Source organism: Arthrobacter sp. sptzw42 (genome assembly GCF_059089685.1).
This window is the reverse complement of the sequence record NZ_JBNHEX010000008.1, coordinates 54,396-75,188: the sequence shown is the minus strand read 5'-3', so window position 1 is coordinate 75,188 and position 20,793 is coordinate 54,396. Positions and strand designations below refer to the sequence as shown.

At 62.4% G+C, this 20,793-nt stretch carries 20 protein-coding genes and 2 tRNA genes; 8 read left to right on the top strand and 14 right to left on the bottom strand.

Annotated features, from left to right (window positions below):
• Nucleotides 1-285: 285 nt before the first annotated feature.
• Both AC5RT4_RS11760 and AC5RT4_RS11755 read right to left on the bottom strand, forming a co-directional pair.
• Nucleotides 286-1,164, bottom strand: coding sequence for a rhomboid family intramembrane serine protease (locus AC5RT4_RS11760; RefSeq protein WP_494105816.1), 879 nt, complete (start codon nucleotides 1,162-1,164; stop codon nucleotides 286-288).
• A gap of 8 nt (nucleotides 1,165-1,172) precedes the next feature.
• A complete protein-coding gene (locus tag AC5RT4_RS11755; protein ID WP_494042235.1) occupies nucleotides 1,173-1,718 on the bottom strand; it encodes a peptidylprolyl isomerase in 546 nt (181 codons plus the stop codon).
• A 154-nt stretch (nucleotides 1,719-1,872) separates the two neighbouring features.
• Here AC5RT4_RS11755 and AC5RT4_RS11750 point away from each other — a divergent pair, with 154 nt between their 5' ends.
• Both AC5RT4_RS11750 and AC5RT4_RS11745 read left to right on the top strand, forming a co-directional pair.
• On the top strand, nucleotides 1,873-2,778 hold the full coding sequence (locus AC5RT4_RS11750; RefSeq protein ID WP_494105815.1) for a hypothetical protein: 906 nt from the start codon (nucleotides 1,873-1,875) through the stop codon (nucleotides 2,776-2,778).
• Between the two features lie 91 nt (nucleotides 2,779-2,869).
• Complete coding sequence (locus AC5RT4_RS11745; protein ID WP_494105883.1) at nucleotides 2,870-3,766, top strand: glycosyltransferase family 2 protein; 897 nt, start codon at nucleotides 2,870-2,872, stop codon at nucleotides 3,764-3,766.
• A gap of 20 nt (nucleotides 3,767-3,786) precedes the next feature.
• Here the strand turns inward: AC5RT4_RS11745 and AC5RT4_RS11740 are convergent, their stop codons facing one another.
• The 12 genes from AC5RT4_RS11740 to dnaA form a co-directional block, all read right to left on the bottom strand.
• Nucleotides 3,787-4,731, bottom strand: coding sequence for a DMT family transporter (locus tag AC5RT4_RS11740; protein ID WP_494042237.1), 945 nt, complete (start codon nucleotides 4,729-4,731; stop codon nucleotides 3,787-3,789).
• Between the two features lie 78 nt (nucleotides 4,732-4,809).
• Nucleotides 4,810-4,885 (bottom strand) — tRNA-Ala (locus tag AC5RT4_RS11735).
• A gap of 72 nt (nucleotides 4,886-4,957) precedes the next feature.
• Nucleotides 4,958-5,074 (bottom strand): DLW-39 family protein, encoded by a 117-nt coding sequence (locus tag AC5RT4_RS11730; protein ID WP_494042238.1) that lies wholly within the window; start codon nucleotides 5,072-5,074, stop codon nucleotides 4,958-4,960.
• A gap of 68 nt (nucleotides 5,075-5,142) precedes the next feature.
• Nucleotides 5,143-5,216: transfer RNA gene (locus AC5RT4_RS11725), tRNA-Ile, on the bottom strand.
• A 96-nt stretch (nucleotides 5,217-5,312) separates the two neighbouring features.
• Nucleotides 5,313-6,008, bottom strand: a complete 696-nt coding sequence (locus tag AC5RT4_RS11720) for a DUF3566 domain-containing protein (RefSeq protein ID WP_494042239.1) — start codon at nucleotides 6,006-6,008, stop codon at nucleotides 5,313-5,315.
• Nucleotides 6,001-8,679 (bottom strand): DNA gyrase subunit A, encoded by a 2,679-nt coding sequence (gene gyrA, locus AC5RT4_RS11715; RefSeq protein ID WP_494042240.1) that lies wholly within the window; start codon nucleotides 8,677-8,679, stop codon nucleotides 6,001-6,003. The genes AC5RT4_RS11720 and gyrA overlap by 8 nt, the downstream gene beginning before the upstream one ends.
• A 53-nt stretch (nucleotides 8,680-8,732) precedes the next feature.
• Nucleotides 8,733-10,823, bottom strand: coding sequence for a DNA topoisomerase (ATP-hydrolyzing) subunit B (gyrB, locus tag AC5RT4_RS11710; protein WP_494042241.1), 2,091 nt, complete (start codon nucleotides 10,821-10,823; stop codon nucleotides 8,733-8,735).
• A gap of 381 nt (nucleotides 10,824-11,204) precedes the next feature.
• On the bottom strand, nucleotides 11,205-11,789 hold the full coding sequence (locus AC5RT4_RS11705) for a DciA family protein (protein ID WP_494105814.1): 585 nt from the start codon (nucleotides 11,787-11,789) through the stop codon (nucleotides 11,205-11,207).
• A complete protein-coding gene (recF, locus tag AC5RT4_RS11700) occupies nucleotides 11,782-12,984 on the bottom strand; it encodes a DNA replication/repair protein RecF (protein WP_494105813.1) in 1,203 nt (400 codons plus the stop codon). Before recF ends, AC5RT4_RS11705 begins: the two co-directional genes overlap by 8 nt.
• 45 nt (nucleotides 12,985-13,029) lie before the next feature.
• On the bottom strand, nucleotides 13,030-13,914 hold the full coding sequence (gnd, locus tag AC5RT4_RS11695) for a phosphogluconate dehydrogenase (NAD(+)-dependent, decarboxylating) (RefSeq protein WP_494105812.1): 885 nt from the start codon (nucleotides 13,912-13,914) through the stop codon (nucleotides 13,030-13,032).
• A gap of 118 nt (nucleotides 13,915-14,032) precedes the next feature.
• Nucleotides 14,033-15,157 carry a DNA polymerase III subunit beta gene (dnaN, locus tag AC5RT4_RS11690; protein ID WP_494042245.1) on the bottom strand — a complete coding sequence of 375 codons (1,125 nt, stop codon included), beginning with the start codon at nucleotides 15,155-15,157 and terminating at the stop codon, nucleotides 14,033-14,035.
• A 524-nt stretch (nucleotides 15,158-15,681) separates the two neighbouring features.
• Nucleotides 15,682-17,103: a chromosomal replication initiator protein DnaA gene (dnaA, locus tag AC5RT4_RS11685; RefSeq protein WP_494042246.1), complete on the bottom strand. Its 1,422-nt coding sequence runs from the start codon at nucleotides 17,101-17,103 to the stop codon at nucleotides 15,682-15,684.
• Between the two features lie 467 nt (nucleotides 17,104-17,570).
• On the opposite strand from dnaA, the gene rpmH reads away from it, so the two are divergent.
• The 6 genes from rpmH to rsmG are packed head-to-tail and all read left to right on the top strand — an operon-like array spanning nucleotide 17,571 to nucleotide 20,781.
• Nucleotides 17,571-17,708 carry a 50S ribosomal protein L34 gene (gene rpmH, locus AC5RT4_RS11680; RefSeq protein WP_003800212.1) on the top strand — a complete coding sequence of 46 codons (138 nt, stop codon included), beginning with the start codon at nucleotides 17,571-17,573 and terminating at the stop codon, nucleotides 17,706-17,708.
• Between the two features lie 40 nt (nucleotides 17,709-17,748).
• Entirely contained in the window at nucleotides 17,749-18,159 is a 411-nt protein-coding gene (gene rnpA / locus AC5RT4_RS11675; RefSeq protein WP_494042247.1) for a ribonuclease P protein component, read from the top strand.
• Nucleotides 18,152-18,547 carry a membrane protein insertion efficiency factor YidD gene (yidD, locus tag AC5RT4_RS11670; RefSeq protein ID WP_494105811.1) on the top strand — a complete coding sequence of 132 codons (396 nt, stop codon included), beginning with the start codon at nucleotides 18,152-18,154 and terminating at the stop codon, nucleotides 18,545-18,547. Before rnpA ends, yidD begins: the two co-directional genes overlap by 8 nt.
• 15 nt (nucleotides 18,548-18,562) lie before the next feature.
• The gene (gene yidC, locus AC5RT4_RS11665) at nucleotides 18,563-19,543 is read left to right on the top strand and encodes a membrane protein insertase YidC (protein ID WP_494042249.1); all 981 of its coding nucleotides are present in this window, start codon (nucleotides 18,563-18,565) and stop codon (nucleotides 19,541-19,543) included.
• Nucleotides 19,543-20,109 (top strand): Jag family protein, encoded by a 567-nt coding sequence (locus AC5RT4_RS11660; protein WP_494105810.1) that lies wholly within the window; start codon nucleotides 19,543-19,545, stop codon nucleotides 20,107-20,109. Before yidC ends, AC5RT4_RS11660 begins: the two co-directional genes overlap by 1 nt.
• Nucleotides 20,110-20,130: 21 nt before the next feature.
• A complete protein-coding gene (gene rsmG / locus AC5RT4_RS11655) occupies nucleotides 20,131-20,781 on the top strand; it encodes a 16S rRNA (guanine(527)-N(7))-methyltransferase RsmG (protein ID WP_494105809.1) in 651 nt (216 codons plus the stop codon).
• The last annotated feature ends 12 nt before the right edge of the window (nucleotides 20,782-20,793 follow it).

The following is a 20,793-nucleotide window of genomic DNA, read 5'->3' as shown; positions in this document are numbered from 1 at the left end:
CTTCTTCCACGTTTTTATCCACAGATCCATAGGAAGCGGCCGCTTTGTCCACTTACACACAGCACTATCCCCAACAGTTATCCACAGATGTGGATTCTCTGGACCGCAGCAGTCGCCAGCCCCCGCCGTCTCAGGAAAAGACGGCTTTCCCGGGTGGAACTACACTCGTGTAAGTTACCAACACTGTGGATAAGTGCTGTGGAAAAGCAAAGGCCCCGACATCAGCGATGTCGGGGCCTTCCTGTACGCGGATGACAATGGCTGCCGCGGGGGTGCTTCCGTGTTCTACATGGAGATCCTGGCCCAGCTGGCGGCTGCCAGCAGGACCAGGACGGCCACCAGCCCTGCGGCCTGGACAACACCCTGCCGCGGCCCGCGCGGAGTGTACGCAAGGACTGCGGCGCAGAGGGCGCCAGTTATCAGGCCGCCCAAGTGCGCCTGCCAGGCGATCTGGGGGATCAAAAATCCAATCACGCCGTTTATCGCTATCAGAACCCAGAGTTGGCGGGTGTCTCCGCCGCGGTGGCGCTGGACCAGCAACATGGCGCCGAAGAGGCCGAAGATGGCACCTGAGGCCCCTACCACTCCCACCAGTCCCTGTCCCGGCACCAGCACGGGATTCAGCAGGAGGTATCCAACGGAGCCGCCCACTGCTGAGATGAGGTACAACGCCAGGAAACGGACGCGGCCCAGGAGCGGCTCGAGGGCCTGGCCGAAAATCCACAGGGTGTACATGTTCAGGGCAATGTGCAGGACGGAATCCGGGGAGTGCAGGAAGGCTGCGGTGAGCATCCGCCAGGGTTCGAATGCGCCGTACTCGGGGGTTGCGAACACGTTGTTATAGGCGAACTGTTCATAGACCACCTGGCCCGGAATCAGCCATTGCAGTGCGTACATCAGCGCACACACAGCGATGATCCCGTACGTTACTACCGGTTTCCCGGACGCAACGGCACCGCCGTAAACGGTCCGGACCTCCGGCGTCGTGCGCCTTGTTTCGTTGACGCAGTCAACGCATTGGAATCCGACGGCGGCCGCCCGCTGGCAGTCGGGGCACGCAGGGCGCCCGCACCGCTGGCAGCGCACATAGGATGGCCGGTCCGGATGCCGGGGGCATACCGGGACCTGCGCGGACGGCTCCGCCGACGGAATCCCGTAACTCATGGAGAGGGTTACAGCTGTTCGATGTCGATGCTGTTGATGGTGACGTCCTCAACCGGGCGGTCGCCCATGCCGGTACGGACGCCCTCGATTGCGTCCACAACCTTCTTGGATTCCTCATCCGCCACTTCACCGAAGATGCTGTGCTTGCCCTGGAGCCAGTCGGTGGGAATGGTGGTGATGAAGAACTGTGAACCGTTGGTGCCCTTGCCCATCCGGATGCCGGCGTTGGCCATGGCCAGCTTGTAGGGCTGGTTGAAGCTGAGCTCGGGGTGGATTTCGTCGTCGAACTGGTAGCCCGGACCGCCCACGCCACGGCCGAGGGGATCGCCGGCCTGGATCATGAAGTCCTTGATGATCCGGTGGAAGATGGTGCCGTTGTACAGCGGCGTGCCGGTCTTGTCCTCGCCCGTCTCGGGGTGGGTCCATGCCTGCTCGCCGGTGGCGAGGCCAACGAAGTTCTTGACCGTCTTGGGCGCGTGGTTGCCGAAGAGGTTAACGACGATGTCGCCGAGGCTGGTGTGGATGGTTGCTTTTGCGGTTGCGATTGCAGTCATAGCGCCCATTCTTCCACGGCCGTCCGGGGTGGGGATGGCTGTGGCAACAGTTCCGCGCTCGGTGAAATCCGCCCAAATTCCGCAGGGAGAATAGCCGGTGAACAGCAAGCCACGTAGGCTAACCACAGACCGTCACATTAATCGGGAGGTAGTTGTGAAGAAATCGGATCGTATTGCCCGTGACCTTGAGCTGTCAGTCATCGGCGCCGTTGAGAACGCCAAGGATTGGGCGGGCCCCCGTGTGGAAGCAGCGGTTGGCCGCCTGCAGCACAGCCTGGACACCGCATCTCCTAAGGTTCAGGAAGGCCTGAAGTCGGCCGCACACAGGGCCGCGGACGGAGTTGCCGTTGTGACACCGCGCATCCAGGACAGCATCGCGCAGCTCGCACCGCGGATCAACGTTGCAGTGGAGGGCGCTTCCCCGCGGCTGCATGAAGCTTTGGACAAAGCGACGCCGGTTATCCTCAACGCCCGGGACCGGGTTGTTATCGAGTTCCTGCCCCGTCTGTCGGACCAGATCGGCGTCGCCTCGGGCGCGGTCCACCGCACGCTGGAGAACACTCCAGGACGTGTTGACGCTGTGGCGCAGAAGCTCGGCGACGTTGGAATTATCCACGCGATCCAGGAGCAGGCCCTGGCCACCGGGACACAGCTTCGGACAGCAGCCACCCAGGCAGGCCGCACAGCCACCGTTCAGCTCCCGGAGCCGGAAGCGCCGAAACAGCGCGGCTGGCTGGTCTTCGGTGTTATTGCCGCGGCTGTCGCCGCCGGCGTAGCAGCCTGGAAAGCGTCCAAGCCCGTCGAGGATCCGTGGAAGACGCCGTCAACCGTCACGGGCACCGGTACTCCTGCACCGGTTCCGGCCACCACCGTCAACGAAGTACCGGAAGCAACCACCGGTTCCGCTTCCGAGGTAGCCGGGGCCGCGGGCGGAGACACCACGGACAAGGCCAAGCACCTCGCTGAGGACCTCTCCAGCGGCACGGCAACGGACGCAACCACTGCCACCGGCACCACCGCGTCCAGCGCTGGTGCGGACAAGGGCACCAGCCAGTCCTGACAGTGCACATCCCGACAAGGGGTCCCGCCTCCCGAGGCGGGGCCCCTTCGTCGTCCTAGGGGGCTAACCCGGCCTCCCGGCCGTGCATCTGATCGGTGCTAGATTTGGAGTGATGCCAGCCGACCAATCCTCTGGGGATGCCTTGAACGACGAAGCAGAACTGCCCCGCGTATCAATTGTTATCCCGGCCTACAACGAGGAGAGCGTGATCCGGCAGTGCCTCATAGCTGCCATCTACCAGTCGGTGCCCGCCCACGAGATCATCGTGGTGGATAACCTGTCCAAGGACCGGACCGCGGACATTGTGCGCCAGATGCAGCTCGAGTATCCGGAGAGCCCCATCATCCTGCTAAGCCAGGACCGGGAACAGGGACTTATTCCCACCCGCAACTTCGGTTTGGACAGCGCCACCGGAGACATTCTCGGCCGGATCGACGCGGACTCCGTTCTGGAACCTGACTGGGTGGAACAAGTGCAGCGCGCATTCCTGGACCAGTCAGTCCAGGCAGCCACCGGCCCCGTGGTCTACTACGACATGCCCATGCGGCGCTTCGGCCTCAAAGCGGACGACAAGATGCGCCAGCTCATGCTGAAGCTGGCTAAGCACCAGTACCACTTCCTGTTCGGCTCAAACATGGCCCTTCGGTCCTCAGCCTGGGAAATCATCCGGTCCGAGACCTGCCGTGATGAGAAGGACGAGATGCATGAGGACATCGATCTTTCGCTCCACCTTGCGGACCACGACCTGAAGATCAACTACTGTCCGCAGATGGTCTCCGGAATGTCGGCCCGCCGGCTGGAAGACTCACCGCGGGACTACCGATACTACGTCACCCGGTTTGACCGGACCTACAAGGCCCACAACGTCAAGAAGATGGCCCTCAAGGCTCCCATGGTGGTGTTCTTCTCGGTGTACTTCCCGGCCAAACTCCTGCGGGCCATCCACACGGTCAACACCGCCCAGCCCGTCCGCCGCGGCGGACAGTAGGGGCCCCGCGGCGGGGAGGTTCAGTCCGTCCCCAGTTCCGCCAGGGGACGCTCTGGAGGACCGTCAGGGCTGCCGGTACCTGTTGCCCGTTTCCGCCGCGCTGCCCGCCCGGACCTGAGTACGACGACGGCGAGTCCCACCAGGATCAGTGCCAGTCCGGCGTAGGTACCGGCAGGAAGAACCTCGTCCAGGAACAGGGCTGCGAGCACTGCGGCCCCGGGGATTTCCAAAAGAATGATCATTGACACCAGGAGCGGACTCATGGTGGCCAGCAGGTGGTTGAACGCCGTGTGCCCAATGAGCTGGGCGCCCACTGTGATGGCTGCGATGCCAAGCCAGCCGGCCGCTTCGAAGCCCGCGAGCGGCTGGCCGCTGGCCAGGGCCAGCACGGCCACCAGGGCTGCACACATGCCGTAGCACAGGGTGGTGTAGGTACCGGTGGTCATACTTTGCCGGGCCTTGCCGCCCGCCAGCGTGTACAGGCCGGCCAGGGCCCCGCCGGCCACCGCCAGCAGGTCTCCCAGCAGGGCCTCGGGTGAAGACCCCATGTCGAACCCCGTGATGGCTACGACTCCGCAGAAAGCGATGCCCAGCCCTGCCAGCACCTGCCAAGGGTGCCTGATGCCGCGGAGGAGCTGGAAGACGGCGATCCACGCCGACTGGAGGCAGACCAGCGCGGTGGCTGCGGCCACGCTGGTCAGTTGCAGCGAGGTGATGAAGCAAGCGAAGTGCAGGGCCAGCGCGACGGCGGCAAGCACCGACCAGCGAAACTCCGCCTTGGTGACCCTGCCAAACTGGGCCGGCTCACGCACGAGGGTGGGAGTGGCCATGACCGCGGCACCGATGGCGTTCCGCCAAAAAGCTATGGCCAACGCGCTGACACTGGTAGCTCCAAGCGTGGCAGCTATCAGGGGGCCGGAGGACGCTACACCCAGCACGCCCAGGGCTGCGATGAAGAAGTTCACTGTCCCAGCCTAATCTCGGCCATAGACCGGCAAAGCAAAAGTCCCGGCCAGCGTTTGACGCTGACCGGGACTTTCTTATGGTGGAGGCACGGGGACTCGAACCCCGAACCCCCTGCTTGCAAAGCAGGTGCGCTACCAATTGCGCCATGCCCCCATAAGAAGCAACCCGTCCATCATACCCTAGAACCTGGGAGCTCTTGACCAGCTCCCCGCCTGGGCGTCCGGCCTAGTCAACCGTATCGGTTGACTCGCTCCAGACAGTTTTCCGGGCTTCGGATTCCTGTGCTTTCCGGTAGACCAGGACGCTCGCGATTGCAGCTGCCACTACAAGCAACTTCTTCACGTGCTCCCCATTCCGGCCCGGCCGCAGTGATGCGAACCAAACCTCCACTTGAACCTGCACAGGTTCCGTGGGCGTACCAGGACTTGAACCTGGGACCTCTTCGTTATCAGCGAAGCGCTCTAACCGCCTGAGCTATACGCCCCGATACCTCATCGGGCCGAGACATGACTTTACAGCACATCCCGGCCCGATCTCAAATCGGGCGTTTTCGCCGGCCACCGGCCGGTGAAAACAGGGACTAATCGTCCGTGAGGGTAACGCCAATGCCGCCCACCAAGGTGGCAGCAATGTTGTAGAGAACTGCGGAAAGCATGGAGAGCGCGGTCAACAGGACAACGTTGACCACGGCGATGATGGTGGCGAAGGATGCCACCTGGCCCAGGGAAGCAACCTTCTTCAGTTCGAAGCCGCCGCCCTCGGAGCCGGCAAGGGTGCCCAGCAGGCTATCCACCTGATCGAAGATGCCCGTGAGGTCCAGAACGGTCCACAGGACGATGGCCGCCACCACCGTGACGATCCCCAGCGCCACTGACAGCAGGAACGCCATCTTCAAGACGGACCAGGGATCCACCTTGCTGACCAGCAGCCGCGCACGCCTGACCTTTGCCTTCGGCGCCGGTTTCACCAGGCCCGGCGTTCCCTGTGCGGGGCGCTGTCCTTGTCCGGGGTTTCCCTGTGCGGGACGCTGTCCTTGGACGGGCTGGCCCTGCACGGAGTTTACGGGTGCGGTGCGCGGTGCCGGCTGCCCCTGCACAGGCCGTTCACCCTGTACGGGGCGCTGCCCGGAGACCGGGGGGCGCTGGCCTGGAGCAGCGGCAGGTGCTGCCGGACGCTGCTGGGGACGAACAGGAGCGTTCACGCGGGGCGCAGCCGAAGGCCGGCTTCCCTCGGGAACAGAAGTGTTCGGGTTGGGAAATGAGTCCGGATTACTCACTCGTTACCTCCGTGTTGTCTTCGTTCGGCTCAGCGTCGCCCGAGGCGTCCTCTGACTCTACGGCCGGTGATTCTTCTGCCACTGCTGACTCTGCGGCTTCCTCCGGGGAACCGCTATCTTCAGCCAACGTTACGTCATCCTCAAGCAATTCCTCGCCCACAAGACCGCGTTCGCTGTTGCGCGCCACTTCGATGATCCGGTCGTTTTTGTCCGGCTTGGCGAAGATGACACCCATGGTGTCCCGACCCTTGGCCGGAACGCCGGCGACGGAAGAGCGGACCACCTTCCCGCCCTCCATAACCACCAGCACTTCGTCCTCTTCCTGGACGATCAGCGCTCCCACAAGGTCGCCCCGTCCTTCTGCCAGCTTGGCAACCTTGATGCCCAGGCCGCCGCGTCCCTGCAGGCGGTATTCATCCACTGCGGTGCGCTTGGCGTAGCCACCCTCGGTGACGATGAATACAAACGACCCGTCAGTGACCACGTTGGCGGCCAGCAGTTCGTCCTCCTCGCGGAACTTCATGCCGGTGACACCGGAGGTAGCACGCCCCATGGGGCGAAGGGCGTCTTCGGTTGCCGTGAAGCGGATGGACTGGCCCTTGCGGGACACCAGCAGCAGGTCATCGGTTTCCGAAACCAGCTGCGCGGACACCAGCTCATCGCTGTCGCGGAGGTTGATGGCGATCACGCCCGCGGAGCGGTTGGTGTCGTAGTCCTCCAGCCGCGTTTTCTTGACCAGGCCCCGTTTGGTGGCGAGGACCAGGTAAGGCGCCTGCTGGTAGTCCTTGATGTCCAGGACCTGGGCGATGTGTTCGTCCGGCTGGAATGCCATCAGGTTGGCAACATGCTGGCCCTTGGCGTCACGGCCCGCTTCCATCAGTTCATAGGCCTTGGCCCGGTAGACGCGGCCGAGGTTGGTGAAAAACAGCAGCCAGTGGTGCGTGGTGGTGACGAAGAAGTGTTCCACGACGTCGTCGCCGCGGAGCTGGGCGCCCTTGATGCCCTTACCGCCACGCTGCTGCGAGCGGTAGTTATCGCTCCGGGTGCGCTTGACGTAGCCGCCACGGGTGATGGTGACAACCATCTCCTCTTCGGGGATGAGGTCCTCCATGGACATGTCGCCGTCGTAGCCCATGAGGATCCTGGTGCGCCGGTCATCACCGTGCTTGGCTACGATCTCACCGAGTTCGTTGCTGATGATCTCGCGCTGGCGCTGTTCGGAACCAAGGATCTCGTTGTACTCCGCGATCAGTGCTTCAAGTTCAGCGTGCCGGTCCTGGATCTTCTGACGTTCCAGGGCTGCGAGGCGGCGCAGCTGCATGTCCAGAATGGCGCGGGCCTGCAGCTCGTCAATGTCCAGCAGTTCCATCAGGCCGTCGCGCGCAGCCTCGGTGGTGTTGGAGGCACGGATAAGCGCGATGACTTCATCGAGCATGTCCAGTGCCTTGAGGAGGGCCCGCAGGATGTGGGCTTCTTCCTCGGCCTTGCGCAGGCGGTACCGGGTGCGCCGGGCAATGACGTCCATCTGGTGCGTCACCCAGTGCCTGATGAAGGCGTCGAGGCTCAATGTGCGCGGCACCCCGTCAACAATGGCCAGCATGTTGGCGGAGAAGTTGCTTTGCAGCTCGGTGTGCTTGTAAAGGTTGTTCAACACCACCTTCGGCACGGCATCGCGCTTCAGGACGATCACCAGGCGCTGGCCGGTGCGGCCGGACGTTTCATCGCGCAGGTCGGCGATGCCCTGGATTTTGCCGTCCTTGACCAGTTCGGCGATCTTGATGGCGAGGTTGTCCGGGTTTGCCTGGTAGGGCAGTTCGGTGACCACAAGGCAGGTCCGTCCCTGCAGTTCCTCCACGTTCACCACCGCTCGCATGGTGACGGAACCACGGCCTGTCCGGTAGGCATCCTCGATGCCCTTGTGGCCCAGGATGGTGGCGCCGGTGGGGAAATCCGGGCCCTTGACCCGCAGGATGAGCTCTTCGAGCAATTCCTCGCGGCTCGCTCCCGGGTTAGCCAGGTACCACTGCACGCCGTCCGCTACCTCGCGGAGGTTGTGCGGCGGGATGTTGGTGGCCATGCCGACGGCGATGCCCGAGGATCCATTGACCAGCAGGTTGGGGAACCGGGCCGGGAGGATGGTGGGTTCCTGGTTCTTGCCGTCGTAGTTGTCCTGGAAGTCGACAGTCTCTTCGTCGATGTCCCGGACCATCTCCATGGCGAGCGGGGCCATCTTCGTCTCGGTGTAACGGGGCGCAGCAGCACCATCGTTGCCGGGCGAACCAAAGTTTCCCTGGCCGAGGGCCAGCGGGTACCGCATGGTCCAGTCCTGGATGAGGCGCACCAGGGCGTCGTAGATCGCGGTATCGCCGTGGGGGTGGTACTGGCCCATGACCTCGCCCACTACACGGGCGCACTTGTTGAAGGAGCGCTCGGGACGGTAGCCGCCGTCGAACATTGCGTACAGCACCCGGCGGTGCACCGGCTTCAGGCCGTCCCGGACGTCCGGTAGGGCGCGGCCCACAATAACGGCCATGGCGTAGTCCAGGTAGGACCGCTGCATTTCCGTCTGCAGGTCCACCTGCTCTACGCGGTCGATCAGCACGTCGCCTTCAAGAACGGTGTCCGGGTTCCCGGCCTCGGGGACCGGGTTCTCGGGTGTTTCGTCGCTCATTATGTATTTCCGTTTCAGGTATATGTCAGCTCTGGAATGTCAGGGAAGTGCGCCTAGATATCCAGGAACCTGACGTCCTTGGCGTTCTGCTGAATGAAGTTACGGCGTGACTCCACGTCCTCGCCCATCAGGACCGAGAAGATCTGGTCCGCAGCGAGGGCATCATCCATAGTGACCTGAAGCAACGTGCGGTGGTCCGGATCCATGGTGGTGTCCCAGAGTTCGGTGTAGTCCATCTCGCCGAGACCCTTGTAGCGCTGGATGCCGTTGTCTTTCGGGATGCGGCGCCCTGCTGCCTGGCCGGCGACCAGTTTTGCGTCACGCTCACGGTCGCTGTAGACGTAGTCGTGGGCCGCATTAGACCACTTGATCCTGTACAGCGGCGGCTGGGCGAGGTAGACGTAGCCGTTTTCGATCAGCGGCCGCATGTAACGGAAGAGCAGCGTCATCAGCAAGGTGGTGATGTGCTGGCCGTCCACGTCGGCGTCGGCCATGAGGACGATCTTGTGGTAGCGGAGCTTTGAAAGATCAAAGTCCTCGCCGATGCCTGTACCGAAGGCCGTAATCATGGACTGGACCTCTGCGTTGCCCAGTGCCTTGTCCAGGCGGGCGCGCTCCACGTTCAAAATCTTGCCGCGCAACGGAAGGATTGCCTGGGTCTCGGGGTTCCGGCCGCGCTTGGCCGAGCCGCCTGCCGAGTCACCCTCCACGATGTAGACCTCGCACTTCTCCGGGTCCTTCGAGGAGCAGTCGGACAGCTTGCCCGGCATACCGAACGATTCCAGCGGGCTCTTGCGGCGGGCGTTGTCGCGGGCCTTGCGCGCCGCCATCCGGGCCTGCGCCGCTGATATGGCCTTGCGGATCACGTCCCTGGCAGGGCCGGGGTTGCGTTCCAGCCAGTCACCGAGCCCGTCGGTAACAACGCGCTGGACGAAGCCCTTGACCTCGGAGTTGCCGAGCTTGGTTTTGGTCTGGCCCTCGAACTGGGGCTCGGCAAGCTTGACGGAAATGACGGCGGTAAGGCCCTCACGGATATCGTCACCGGTGAGGTTGTCGTCCTTTTCCTTGATGATTCCCTTTTCCCGCGCGTAGCGGTTGATCAGGGAGGTCATGGCAGCACGGAAACCCTCTTCGTGCGTACCGCCCTCATGGGTGTTGATGGTGTTGGCGTAGGTGTGGACGCTTTCGGAGTAGGCGTTGGTCCACTGCATTGCCATTTCCAGGGCAATCCGGCGTTCCTTGTCCTCGGTCTCGAAGGCAATGACGTCCTCGTGGACTACCTCCACCTTTTTGCCGGAGTTCAGGTGCTTGACGTAGTCCAGCAGGCCTTCGTTGTACTGGTAAACCACCGTGCGGTGCTCGGCTTTGACTTCGCCCTCGGTGACCATGCCGTCCAAATCAAGGTCAGCGTCCTCTTCACTGTCACTGGTCGAGGTACGTTCGTCCGTCAGGGTGATCCGCAGGCCCTTGTTGAGGAAGGCCATCTGCTGGAACCGTGCCCGAAGCGTCTCAAAGTCGAACTCGGTGGTCTCGAAAATTTCGGCGTCCGGGTAGAACGTCTGGGTAGTTCCGGTGTGGTCGGTTTCCTCGCCCTTGACCAGGCTGCCCTGGGGTTTGCCGCCGTCGGCAAAGGACATCCGCCACACGTGGCCTTGCCGCCGGACCTCGGTATCCACCCGGCTGGAGAGGGCGTTGACAACCGAGATACCCACGCCGTGGAGGCCACCGGAAACGGCATACCCGCCGCCGCCGAACTTGCCGCCGGCGTGCAGGATGGTCATGACTACTTCGACAGTGGGTTTGTGCTCGGTGGGGTGCATGTCGACGGGGATGCCGCGGCCGTCATCGACGACTTTCACGCCGCCGTCGGCCTGAAGCACTACCTCGATGTGGGTGCAGTAGCCGGCGAGGGCCTCATCCACGGAGTTGTCCACCACTTCGTAGACCAGGTGGTGGAGCCCGCGCGGCCCGGTGGAGCCGATGTACATGCCCGGGCGCTTGCGCACTGCTTCCAGGCCTTCAAGGACGGTGATGTCACTGGCGCCGTATTCGCGCGGGGTGGCAGCTTCCGCAGGGGTGTCAGGCGTGCGGGCATCCTCGACTGCGGGTTCAACTGCCAGAATATCCGTATTGTCGTTAGCCACAGGCGTTGCCGACTCCTCTGTTCTCGATGGTGGCCGGCCGATGTCTTCCCCAGGTGCCCAAGAATTCCATCTGCCGGCAGGCGCAAACTTATAGCGCCGGTGACTAGCTGATGGCGGAACCCGATGTCCGCGTGCTGAAAGCCTGCGGAAAACGGACTCAGTCAACGTTTCACCCGCGCCCAGTTATCTAGAGCGATTCTATCGCGAAACCGGCGGTATCCCCGCATTGCGCAGCCGTGAGCGAAGGCCAATGTGCCTGCGGCAGGCCATGTATCCCGCCTTGGACGCTCCAGCGGTCCGGTCTCCGGGTGCCTATACAGCCTGCGGCCCTTCCAGGGCGCTACACGCCAATCAGGGGATTTTCAAGAGTTCGACGACGGACTATCCGTAGGTGTCGCGGGGTCCCCGTCCGTTCACGGACCGGCCGCCCTTGCGCCAGCTGGGTGCCGAGGGTCCGAGGACCTGGATGCTGGTGACTACTCCATCCCCCAGTTCCACTCGGAATTTCTCCAGCAGGCTGATGCTGAGAAGCCGCAGTTGCGTGGCCCAGGCCGTGGAATCGCATCTGACATGCAGCGTAGTGTCGGTGAAGCTCTCCGGCGTGCAGTGCGCGGAAATTTCCGGTCCCACCAGGGTGGCCCACTCCGCCATGACGGAGCCCACCGCAACCGGTGATGTCCAGCCGCGCTCAGCCACAAGCCGGCCCACTACGTTGCCGAGGCCGAGGGGATCGCGCCCGGTGGCATGGAACTGGCTGAAACCACGGGTGTCCCTGATTCCGCGTTTGGCCTTCTGGGATCCCGGGCGCGCAGCGGCCCGCCGGATTTCTCCACGCGCTGCCGCAGCCTCCCGCATCCTGTTCAGTGCAGCCTGCGGCGCGTCAATGTTGTCGGGGACACGGCCGTCAGTGCCGCGGGGTTGTTGCCCGCCGGGCTGTTGGCCCGGCTTCTTCTCGTCCCTATTCATCGATACCTCCCGCGATGACTTTCACCCGCCGGCCGGACAGCTCTTCCGGGATATCGGCGTCGACGGCGGCGGTCACCAGGACCTGTTCCGCGCCCGACACTATTGCCGCCAGTTTACGCCGGCGTTGGACGTCAAGCTCGGCAAAAACGTCATCGAGGATCAGGATGGGGGCAGAACCGCCGGTACGGGCATCATCCAGCATCACGTAATAGGAAGCGAGCCGGAGCGAGAGGCACATGGACCACGTTTCTCCATGGGAGGCGTAGCCCTTCGCGGGTGCCTGGCCCAGGATCAGCTCCAGTTCATCGCGATGCGGTCCCACCAGCGAGATCCCCCGCTCCAGTTCCTTCCGTCGCGCCTCTGCGAAGGCACGCACATACCGTTCGGTCAACTGCTCAACCGTCAGTTGGCGCAAGTCGTCGGTTTCCGGCGAAGCACTCCCGGCTCCGGTACCGGCGTCACTTTGCAAGGGGGCGCCGTCGTCGTCCATCTGATCCTGGAGCGTGGAGCGGTAGAGGGCGTCAGCGGGTTTCGACGCGTCAGTCAGCTCGGCGTACGCCCGGGCGAGGTGCGGGCGGAGACGCTCCACGAGTTCAAGCCGGGCATAAAGCAACTCGGCCCCGGCCCTGGCCATGTGCTGGTCCCAGACATCCAATGTTGCTTCATGGGCGGAGGTGAACCTGCCGGCACGGGCGGACTTCAACAGGGCGTTGCGTTGTTTCAGGACGCGGTCATAGTCGCTGCGCGTGGCCGCGTGGTGCGGGACCAGGCTTGCGAGCAGCTCATCAAGAAAACGGCGCCGGTTCGAGGGGTCACCCTTTACCAGTGCCAGGTCTTCCGGGGCGAAGAGCACTGTTTGGCATATGCCGAGCAGGTCGCGGGCGCGCACCGGGTTGCTCCGGTTGATGCGGCCGCGGTTGGCCCGGCCGGAGTTGATCTCCAGTTCCAACACGGTGATCTGCCCGCCGCGGACCAGGCGTGCCCGGACGAGTGCACGGTCGGTGCCGAACCGCAGGAGCGGTCCGTCTGAACTGACCCGGTGGGAGCTCAGCGTGGCCAGGTAGCCGATGGCTTCCATCAGGTTGGTCTTGCCAATGCCGTTGTAGCCCACCAGGACGGTGACACCCGGACCCAGGGCAAGGTCCACCTGGGCGTAGCTGCGGAAGTCGGTCAGTGAGAGGTGTTCTAGGTACACGCGGGGTTCGGCAATTCTGGGAACCTAAGGAGCTCCCCGTGGTGGCTACTTGGCGGGACGGGTTGCGTGTCCACCGAACTGGTGGCGCAGGGCGGACACCATCTTCATGGCTGGGGAGCTGTCCTCACGCGATTCGAAGCGTGCGAAGAGCGCAGCGGTGATGGCCGGCGCGGGAATGGCGTTGGCAATTGCTTCTTCCACGGTCCACCGGCCCTCACCCGAGTCCTCGACGTAGTCGTCGATGTTCTGCAGGCCCGGATCTTCGTCCAGTGCCTTGACCAGGAGGTCGAGCAGCCAGGAACGGACCACGGTGCCTTTTTGCCAGGCACGGAAGGTGCCCGGCAGATCGGTGATGATGTCCTTGGAAGCGAGCAGCTGGTAACCCTCGGCGTACGCCTGCATGAGGCCGTACTCGATGCCGTTGTGCACCATCTTGGCGTAATGGCCGGCGCCAACACCGCCAACGTGGACAAAGCTGTCTGCGCGTTCACCCTCAGGACGCAGGGCGTCAAACACGGGAAGAGCGCGTTCAATGTCGGCTGCATCGCCGCCCGCCATCAGCCCGTATCCGTTCTGCAGTCCCCAGACGCCGCCGGAAACGCCGCAGTCCGCGAAACGGATTCCCTTGGCGGCGAGGAGTTCCCCGTGCTTCTGGTCTTCAGTGAAACGCGAGTTGCCGCCGTCGATCACGAGGTCGCCCTCATCCAGTTTTTCGCTGAGTTCCCTGATCACGGCGTCGGTGATGTCACCGGCGGGAACCATCACCCAGATAAGCCGTGGACTGGGAACCGCGGCGAGGAGCTCATCAATGGAGCCGGCGTCGGTGACGTCCGGATTGCGGTCGTACCCGGTGACGTCCACACCTCCCTTGCGCAGGCGTTCGCGCATGTTGAACCCCATTTTGCCGAGGCCGATCAGTCCGATGTGCACGGTGGATCTCTTTTCTGCGCTGGTGGGAGGGTGGATAGCCCAACTGCGTGGGTCACGCCGCCAGGGTTCCCTGGCTGGAAGTTGATGGGGACTTGCGGGACGGGGGTGGCGGCAGGGACTAGTTGGGGAGGCGGACCGGCATCACGAGGTAACGGTAGTCGTCCTGGTCCTCGCCGTCAGCGTCTGCCTGGGCGGTGATCATTGCGGGCTTTGGTGCTGCCGTGAATGAGAACCGGACAAATTTGGTTTCAATAACGCTCAGGCCCTCCACCAGGTAGTGGGGGTTGAACGCGACGGTGATGTCATCACCGGAGAGCTGGGCTTCCAGTTCCTCGGACGCCTGGGCGTCTTCACCGGTGCCGGCGTCAAGGTTCAACAGACCCTGGGTGAAGGCCAGCCGGACAGGCGTGTTGCGTTCTGCCACCAGTGACACGCGCCGTACCGCTTCAACGAGTTCCTGGGTCTGCACGGTTGCGTGGATTGGAGTTGAATCCGGGAAGAGCGAGCGGATCTTCGGGTAGTCCCCATCAACCAGCAGCGAGGTGGTGGTACGTCCACCGCTTTCAAACCCGATCAGGCGGCTTTCGTCATCTGCGAGAGCGAGGTGGATATCACCGCTGTTGCCAAGGGTTTTAGCTACCTCGTTCAAGGTCTTGGCCTTGACCAGGGCACTGGTGGAGATTCCCGGATTCACCGGCTTCCACGGCACCTCACGCATGGCAAGACGATAGCGGTCCGTGGCCAGGAGTGTGATGAGGTCATCCTCGATCTCCATCCGAACCCCGGTGAGGATAGGCAAGGTGTCATCCTTGCTGGCTGCAATGATCACCTGGGAGACCGCCTGGGCAAATGCGTCACCCGGAACTGTTCCACTGACGGTGGGAAGTGATGGAAGCGGCGGATATTCAGCTTCAGGCATCGTCGCCAGGTGGAAGCTGCTTCGGCGGCAGGTCAGTGTGACCTTGTTGCCGTCCGTCTCGACGTCGACAGGGGCTGAGGGAAGGCTGCGGCAAATGTCCGCGAGGAGGCGGCCGGAAACCAGGATGGTGCCTTCGTCACGGATATCTGCCGCAATCTCCAAACGGGCGGACGTCTCGTAATCAAAGCTCGAAAGGCTCACCGTCCCTGCTTCGGCCTTCAAAAGCAGGCCGGAAAGGACGGGGACAGGCGGCCGCGGAGACAACGATCGGGCTGTCCACGTGACGGCTTCTGCCAGGACGTCCCGATCGACTCTGAACTTCACGGAAGGGTGCCGCCTTTCATTGCTGCTGCGATGGTGTTCCGGAAACTTCCCGCAGGAAGCCCCCAAAGGAGTTGTCCCGACACCTGAACCTGCATGGTCCGTGCTGCCTTGACCACGCAGAAACCCAAGGATGGGAGCGCTGCTGACAGCTTAGCCGGAAGACCAGCGATTAACCCATCCCCCGATTGTCCCCGTCAGGTCCCTCGGGGCCGTCGGCCCCTGGTGCGGGGCAGGAGAACGATCTTGTTATTTGAGGGATTTCAAATTTTTGGGATTTAGTAGTGTTAATAACTGCTGTGGAAACTGTGGATAACCTCCTCCGGCCGCAGGATCCGGCGGTTAAGCCCTGTTCATGAGCTGTGGGCGGAGCAGGTTTTAAACAGGGTGTGGATGGGGACAACTTTTTTGGCCGTTTTTCGAATCCACAGGCGCCTTAAGGGTTTTAAGCCCATTAACCGCCGTTGTCCCCTTAACTATCCACAGGCTTATCCACATGCACCTGTTAATAAGGTATAGATGCGAGGTCAGGAATCGCGCTGCTGCTGCTTGATCCGGTTGGTCAGCTCTGTCACCTGGTTGTAGATCACACGGCGCTCGGCCATGAGCTCGCGGATCTTGCGGTCCGCGTGGATCACAGTGGTGTGGTCGCGGCCGCCGAGCTCCTGACCGATCTTGGGAAGCGACATGTCCGTCAGTTCCCGGCACAGGTACATGGCGATCTGGCGGGCGGTGACGAGGGTCCTGGTGCGGGACTTGCTGCAGAGCTCTTCCATGCTGAGCTTAAAGTAGTCCGCAGTCTGCGTGAGGATCTGGCTCGACGTGATCTCCTGGGCGCCGTCGTCGGTGATGAGGTCCTTGAGGACCATCTCGGCGAGGGCCACATCAACGGGCTGCCGGTTCAGGCTGGCGAAGGCAGTAACCCGGATCAGGGCGCCTTCAAGTTCACGGATGTTGCTCGAAATTTTGGACGCGATGTACTCCAGGGCGTCATCCGGCGCCGAAAGGCCTTCACTCAGGGCCTTTTTGCGCAGGATGGCGATGCGGGTCTCGAGCTCCGGCGGCTGGATATCCGTCAGCAGGCCCCATTCGAAGCGCGATTTCATGCGGTCCTCGAAACCGGCGAGCAGTTTGGGCGGCTGGTCCGAGGTGATGACCACCTGCTTGTTGTTGTTGTGCAGCGAATTGAAGGTGTGGAAGAACTCCTCAAGCGTCCGGTCCTTGCCGGCGAGGAACTGAATGTCGTCAATCAGCAGCACATCCACGTTGCGGTACGTGGTCTTGAAGCTGGCGCCTTCATCGTCGCGGATGGAGTTGATGAAGTCGTTCGTGAATTCCTCTGAATTGACGTAGCGGACGCGGATTCCGCTATACAGGCGCCGGGCATAGTGTCCGATCGCATGCAGCAGGTGTGTCTTCCCCAGGCCGGAGTCACCGTAGATGAACAACGGGTTGTACGCCTTGGCCGGCGCTTCAGCCACTGCGACGGCCGCTGCATGGGCGAAGCGGTTGGAGGAACCGATAACGAAAGTGTCGAAGACGTACTTCGGGTTCAGGCGGCCGAACTCGTGGGAGGTACTGGGCAGCATGGGCTGCGGCTTCTGCTCGATGAGCTGGTCCGGCGAGAAGGAAGGTTCGACGACGGGTTCCGGCTCTACGTGCACAGGCACCAGATCGGTGTCCACGTCGATGGCACAGCGGATGTCCTCGGAGAACACGTTGTGCAGGGCGTCATCCAGAGCGTCCTTGACCTGGGTCTGCAGCACTTCGCGGGTGAGCTCATTGGGAACGGCAACCAGCAGGGTGGAGCCAATCAGGCCCTGGGCCTGGGCCAGGATGACAAAGCCACGCTGCCGCGGGGTAACGCGGTGGTCCTGCTCCAGCAGGGTGATCACGCGCCGCCAGGAACTTCCGACAGTATTGGCGTGGTTGGCTTCGTCTACTGTCATCAATCGGTTCCCTCAAAACTTGCTTTGCCTGCATTGCCTGCAGCCGCAAGTCTTGAACCAGGAGGGGCTCAGCTTCATCCACAGGGTTATGCACAGCACGTGGATAATCGGCTACTGGGCAACTCTAGGGGATGAAAAGCCTAGAAGATAGCTGGCAAGTAGCTTGTGGATAATTACACGGCTGTTGTTCTGAAAACGGGGCTGTGAGCCACTTCATCCACAGGCTGGAAGGGCTGCTTGGCCACAGTTGTGGATACTGCTGCTGCCCTGCTCCGGTTTGACTCGGGGGTTCAAATTGCCCTAACGTTGTGAAGTCCTTTGTGTCCGCTTTTTGGCCCCATCTGAATCTCTCAGACGCAGTGCGTTTGAGCAGCCGGGGGAAGCGTGCATATACAAAACTTAGCGTCGGCCAGTTCTTCCCCTTACTGATCGGGTGGGCGCACCTTTGATCCACTGGAGTAACTAACGTGAGCAAGCGGACTTTTCAGCCGAATAACCGCCGTCGAGCCAAGAAGCACGGCTTCCGCCTTCGTATGCGTACCCGTGCCGGTCGCGCCATCCTGGCAGCCCGTCGTGGCAAGGGCCGTACCGAGCTGTCGGCGTAAATACTGACTCGTCGGTAGACATTTCTTTTGCGAGTTTAAGGTGCTGGCCACCCGCAACCGTTTGAGGACTGCAACCGATTTTTCAACAACTGTACGTTCCGGTGTCCGCAATGGACGCCGGAACGTAGTGTTATATACGGCAGCCATTGCTGCTGACGAACCAAGCCGGATCGGGTTCATCGTTTCCAAAGGTGTCGGGAACGCTGTGGTCAGGAACCTCGTTAAGAGGAGACTGAGAGAAGCAGGTGCTGCCTCGCTGCGCGAGTACGGCACCGGGTTTGCCATAGTGGTCCGGGCGCTTCCTGCGTCCGCGTCCGCAAGCTGGGATCAGCTGTTGTCGGATTACAACGCCGCACTGGCAGCGACTATGACCCGGCTGGCTGGCCGCCCTGCACGGGCTGCTGCTAACGGTTCGGCCGATACAACACAGGAGGGGACACTGCGTGCGTAACGCCACCGCCGTCGTCGTCACCTATCTCCTTCCTGCTGCTGCCGCTGCCGGCAGGTTCCTCTGGAACCTGCCCCGCAACATTCTTATCCTTTTGCTGACTGCCTACCGCAAGGTGATCTCTCCCTTGTACGGCCAGGTCTGCCGATTCTTCCCTTCATGCTCGGCCTATGCCCATGAAGCGGTTACCGTCCATGGCGCCGTCAAAGGGAGCTGGCTGGCCGCCCGCCGCCTGGGCCGCTGCCATCCATGGAACGCCGGTGGTGTGGACCATGTCCCCGCCGGCCACCGGGAATGGCCTGCCAGCCAGACCCCCACAATTGTTGTGCTGAACAACCCGGACAAGTACCTGGCTGCTCGGACTGATGGAGAAGGCCGCACTGCGGCCTGACGAATAGGGATAAGTATGGACTTCTTTGAAACAATCATGTTTCCGTTCAAGTGGCTTGTGTCCATCATCATGGTGGGCTTCCACGAGGGCCTGACTGCTATTGGCTTGCCTGAGGCCTCGGGCTGGACCTGGACGCTGTCCATCATCGGGCTGGTGCTGGTGATCCGTGCCGCCCTTATCCCCGTCTTCGTCAAGCAGATCAAGGCACAGCGCGGCATGCAGCTGCTGCAGCCTGACCTGAAGAAACTTCAGGACAAGTACAAGGGCAAGACCGATCAGCTGTCCCGCCAGGCCATGGCGCAGGAACAGATGGCGATGTACAAGAAGCACGGGACCAACCCGTTCTCCGCGTGCTTGCCCATGCTGATCCAGATGCCGTTCTTCTTTGCGCTGTTCACGGTGTTGTCCGGTATTTCGACGGCCAGCCGCGAAGGCGAGGGCATCGGCGCGATGAGCCACGAGCAGGTGGTTCAGTTTGACCAGTCCACCATTTTCGGTGCCCCCCTGTCGGCGACCCTGCTCCATGGCACACCCCCTGGTGGCAACGTGGTGGCAGTCTGGATCCTCTCCATCCTGATGATCCTGGCGATGACAGCTTCGCAGTTCATCACGCAGAAGCAGATTATGGCCAAGAACATGTCTGAAGAGGCCATGGCCAGCCCCTTCATGCGCCAGCAAAAGATGATGCTCTACATCCTGCCCATCGTTTTCGGTGTGGGCGGCATCAACTTCCCCATCGGTGTCCTGATCTACTGGACCACCACCAACCTTTGGACCATGGGCCAGCAGTTCTTTGTCATCCGCCGCATGCCGACGCCGGGATCCCCCGCTGCCAAGGCCCTCGCCGAGCGCCGTGCCGCCAAGGGCCTCCCGGCCCTCTCCATCCTGGGCGGCAAGAAGGACGATGACGCCGACGCCGCTGCGGCCGCTGCTGCCGTGGCACAGGCCAAGGGACAGCGCATCCAGCCACAACGCAAGAACAGGAAGAAGAAGTAATGTCAGCCGAAAGTACCGAACACGCCCTTTCCGAAGAGATCATCGACGATCAGGACGAGTCCGCGGCAGAGGACAACTCCGCCCCCAAGGTGTCCTCGGCCAGCCGGCTCGAGGAAGAGGGCGACGTTGCAGCTGATTACCTCGAGGAACTCCTGGACATTGCAGATATTGACGGTGACATAGACATAGAGGTCCGCAACGGCCGCACCTACATCTCGATCGTTACGGAAGAAGAGTCCGACACCCTGGACAGCCTGGTGGGAGAGGACGGCGAAGTCCTGGAAGCTTTGCAGGAACTGACCCGGCTCTCGGTGTTGTCCGCTACGGAGAACCGGTCCAGGTTGGTGCTGGACATCAACGGCTACCGGCAGGAACGCACGGGCCACCTTCAGAAGATCGCCGAAGATGCGGCAGCTGCTGTGAAGGAGACAGGCGAAGCTGTTGCTCTCGAACCGATGAGTGCTTATGAGCGGAAGATCGTCCACGACGCCGTCGCTGATCTGGGCCTCGTGAGCGAGTCCGAGGGCGAAGGCGCCGGACGCCACATTGTTGTATCCGCGGACTAGAGGATTGCTGATTCCCTGATCATGGTTGACATCACTGCAGCTGAGCTTCTGGCGGCTGAAAAGATTTTCGGTGACCGACTGGACCTCGCGAAGCGGTATGTGGAGCACCTGGCCACCTCTGGGACGGAGCGTGGTCTGATCGGGCCACGGGAGATTCCCCGCTTGTGGGGACGGCACGTCCTCAACTGCGCGGTCATTGAGAGTGAGATTGCGCAGGGAAGCCACGTAGCCGACGTGGGCAGTGGCGCCGGGCTGCCAGGCCTTTGCCTTGCAATCGCCCGCCCTGACCTGGAGCTTACCCTGATCGAACCGCTGGAGCGCAGGGTGATCTGGCTGCAGGAAGTGGTCGACGACCTGAACCTCGATAACGTGACCGTCATGAGGACGCGTGCTGAACTTGCCGTCGGGCATGTGGAGGCTGACGTTGTGACGGCACGCGCGGTATCTGCACTGACCAACCTCGCAAGCCTTACTATTCCCCTGCTTGGCGGCCATGGCGAGGTTGTTGCCATCAAGGGCCGCAGCGCGGCCGAGGAGATCGAAAAGGCCGCCAAGGTTATCCGAAAACTGGGGGGCGTTCAGACATCTGTCGTCACGGTGGGCGACAACCTGCTGGAAGAGCCCACCACTGTAGTGCGCATCGTTGTGAACAAGTCCCAAAAGAAGGCCTAGGGTAGGCCCGGC

Bases quoted from the DNA above. Each gene is read 5' to 3' on its own strand.
- AC5RT4_RS11760 (WP_494105816.1), bottom strand. From the start codon at position 1,164: ATGAGTTACGGGATTCCGTCGGCGGAGCCGTCCGCGCAGGTCCCGGTA.
- AC5RT4_RS11755 (WP_494042235.1), bottom strand. From the start codon at position 1,718: ATGACTGCAATCGCAACCGCAAAAGCAACCATCCACACCAGCCTCGGC.
- gyrA (WP_494042240.1), bottom strand. From the start codon at position 8,679: ATGAGCGACGAAACACCCGAGAACCCGGTCCCCGAGGCCGGGAACCCG.
- AC5RT4_RS11705 (WP_494105814.1), bottom strand. From the start codon at position 11,789: ATGAATAGGGACGAGAAGAAGCCGGGCCAACAGCCCGGCGGGCAACAA.
- dnaA (WP_494042246.1), bottom strand. From the start codon at position 17,103: ATGACAGTAGACGAAGCCAACCACGCCAATACTGTCGGAAGTTCCTGG.
- yidC (WP_494042249.1), top strand. From the start codon at position 18,563: ATGGACTTCTTTGAAACAATCATGTTTCCGTTCAAGTGGCTTGTGTCC.
- AC5RT4_RS11660 (WP_494105810.1), top strand. From the start codon at position 19,543: ATGTCAGCCGAAAGTACCGAACACGCCCTTTCCGAAGAGATCATCGAC.
- rsmG (WP_494105809.1), top strand. From the start codon at position 20,131: ATGGTTGACATCACTGCAGCTGAGCTTCTGGCGGCTGAAAAGATTTTC.